Origin of the sequence: Mycoplasma zalophidermidis, from assembly GCF_018913985.1 — a bacterium.
GTDB lineage: Bacteria > Bacillota_I > Bacilli_A > Mycoplasmatales > Metamycoplasmataceae > Mycoplasmopsis > Mycoplasmopsis zalophidermidis.
Genome location: NZ_JAHMHK010000010.1, coordinates 1 through 3,329, shown reverse-complemented (window position 1 = coordinate 3,329; position 3,329 = coordinate 1). Strand labels below are relative to the sequence as shown.

At 45.5% G+C, this 3,329-nt stretch carries 2 rRNA genes; both read left to right on the top strand.

Going from position 1 to position 3,329, the window contains the following annotated elements:
• A 16S ribosomal RNA gene (locus KQ878_RS03610) occupies positions 1–873 on the top strand; the annotation flags it as partial.
• Between the two features lie 325 nt (positions 874–1,198).
• Positions 1,199–3,329, top strand: a 23S ribosomal RNA gene (locus tag KQ878_RS03605); the annotation flags it as partial.

Sequence of the window (3,329 nt, the reverse complement as noted above, 5' to 3'; positions counted from 1 at the left end):
AACTAGAGTTATGTAGAGGTTAGCGGAATTCCTTGTGAAGCGGTGAAATGCGTAGATATAAGGAAGAACACCAACATGGCGAAGGCAGCTAACTGGACATACACTGACACTGAGAGACGAAAGCGTGGGGAGCAAACAGGATTAGATACCCTGGTAGTCCACGCCCTAAACGATGATCATTAGCTGATGGGGAACTCATCGGCGCAGCTAACGCATTAAATGATCCGCCTGAGTAGTACGTTCGCAAGAATAAAACTTAAAGGAATTGACGGGGACCCGCACAAGCGGTGGAGCATGTGGTTTAATTTGAAGATACGCGTAGAACCTTACCCACTCTTGACATCTTCCGCAAAGCTATAGAGATATAGTGGAGGTTAACGGAATGACAGATGGTGCATGGTTGTCGTCAGCTCGTGTCGTGAGATGTTCGGTTAAGTCCTGCAACGAGCGCAACCCCTATCCTTAGTTACTAACATTTAGTTGAGCACTCTAAGGAGACTGCCCGAGTAATCGGGAGGAAGGTGGGGACGACGTCAAATCATCATGCCTCTTACGAGTGGGGCAACACACGTGCTACAATGGCCGATACAAAGTGAAGCAACCCAGCGATGGTAAGCAAACCACAAAAAATCGGTCTCAGTTCGGATTGGAGTCTGCAACTCGACTCCATGAAGTCGGAATCGCTAGTAATCGTAGATCAGCTACGCTACGGTGAATACGTTCTCGGGTCTTGTACACACCGCCCGTCAAACCATGGGAGCTGGTAATGCCCGAAGTCGGTTTATTAACAAACTGCCTAAGGCAGGACTGGTGACTGGGGTTAAGTCGTAACAAGGTATCCCTACGAGAACGTGGGGATGGATCACCTCCTTTCTACGGAGTACAATGTCAAAAATACTTTTGACGAACTAACCTTAATCAGACCTATTTACACAAACATTTTTTGTCATGGCTTGTTAGGTCGCAAGCATATATCTAGTTTTGAGAGGACAATCTCTCAAAATTGTTCTTTGAAAACTGAATAGTAAATATTTTAAAATATTACAACGACATCAAAAATATAAATTATATCAATTTTGGTTAATTTGTTTTGATTCATCGAGTAGTCATAAATATATTATGACTCATTGAAATGTCTTAAAATACACATCAATAACAACAATAGGAAAATCCTAATTTTAATTAATTAGGAACATACTTTTAAATAAGTAAGAGTTTGTGGTGGATGCCTTGGGTCTGGAAGTCGATGAAGGACGTGATTACCTGCGATAAGCCTCGTGGAGCTGGATATGAGCTACGATACGGGGATTTCCGAATGGGGGAACCTAGCTAGAGTAATGTCTAGTTGCCTTCTTCTGAATACATAGGAAGTCGAGCGAGATACCATGTGAACTGAAACATCTTAGTAGCATGAGGAACAGAAAATAAATAATGATTTCTTCAGTAGCGGCGAGCGAACGAGAAAGAGCCCAAACCACTTTATAGTGGGGTTGTAGGACGATCTACATAGAGTTACAAAACTTAATGATAGCAGAAGCGCTTGGGAAGGCGTGGCATAGAGGGTGATACCCCCGTAAGCGAAATCGTTAAGTCTCTTGGTCGTATCCTGAGTAGGGCGGGGCACGTGAAACCCTGTCTGAATCTGCCGGGACCACCCGGTAAGGCTAAATACTAACCAGACACCGATAGTGAACTAGTACCGTGAGGGAAAGGTGAAAAGAACCCCGAGAGGGGAGTGAAATAGATTCTGAAACCACTTACTTACAATTAGTCAGAGCCCATTTAAGGGTGATGGCGTACATCTTGCAGTATGGACCGGCGAGTTATGTTATCATGCGAGGTTAAGCGGAAAAAAGCGGAGCCGTAGAGAAATCGAGTCTTAATAGGGCGAATTAGTATGATGGCATACACCCGAAACCAGGTGATCTATTCATGAGCAGGCTGAAGCTTGGGTAACACCAAGTGGAGGGCCGAACCGTAGTACGCTGAAAAGTGCCCGGATGACTTGTGAATAGCGGAGAAATTCCAATCGAACTTGGAGATAGCTGGTTCTCCTCGAAATAGCTTTAGGGCTAGCGTGTGATGTTAAATGATGGTGGTAAAGCACTGAATGTGGAATGGCCGCGCCTAGCGGTACTGACTATAATCAAACTCTGAATACCATCATGTATTATCATGCAGTCGGAACCGGGGTGCTAACGTCCCGGCTCGCGAGGGAAACAACCCAGATCGTCGGCTAAGGTCCCAAATTCATGTTAAGTGAGAAAGGTTGTGAGGTTTCATAAACAACTAGGAAGTTGGCTCAGAAGCAGCCATCTTTTAAAGAGTGCGTAATAGCTCACTAGTCAAGAGACCTTGCGCCAATAATTTAACGGGACTAAAACATGAAACCGAAGCCACGGGTACATTTATGTACGTTAGAGGAGCGTTCTTAGGGCGGTGAAGCTAGACCGTGAGGACTAGTGGAGCGCTAAGAAGTGAGAATGCCGGTATGAGTAACGATTCGCAGTGAGAATCTGCGACGCCTATTGGGGAAGGTTTCCTGGGCAAGGTTCGTCCACCCAGGGTAAGTCAGGGCCTAAGGCGAGGCGGAAACGCGTAGTCGATGGACAACAGGTTAATATTCCTGTACTTTCTATGGTAGTGATGGAGTGACGGAGAAGGATAAACTTACCTCTTACTGGATTGAGGGGCAAGTAGTAACTGGGAATTGTAGGCAAATCCGCAATTTATTAACCGGGAGCTACGACGCATAGGCAATAGCCGAATTAGTTGATTTCATGCTTCCAAGAAAAGCTTCTAAACTTAATATCATGGAAACCTGTACCGAGAACGGACACACGTCCCCAAGATGAGTATTCTAAGGCGAGCGAGAAAACTAGTGTTAAGGAACTCTGCAAAATGACCCCGTAAGTTCGCAAGAAGGGGTGCTCACGAAAGTGAGCCACAGAAAATTATGAGGGGCAACTGTTTATCAAAAACACAGCTCTCTGCTAAACCGCAAGGTGATGTATAGGGGGTGAAGCCTGCCCAGTGCCCGAAGGTTAAGTGGATGCGTTAGCTTATGCGAAGCGTTGAAATGAAGCCCGGGTGAACGGCGGCCGTAACTATAACGGTCCTAAGGTAGCGAAATTCCTTGTCGGCTAAATACTGACCTGCACGAAAGGCGCAATGATCTCTCAACTGTCTCAACACTAGACTCGGTGAAATTATGGTCCCAGTGAAAACGCTGGGTACCCGCATCAAGACGAAAAGACCCCATGGAGCTTTACTACAACTTCGTATTGAAATTTGGTCTAACATGTGTAGGATAGGTGGGAGACGTTGAA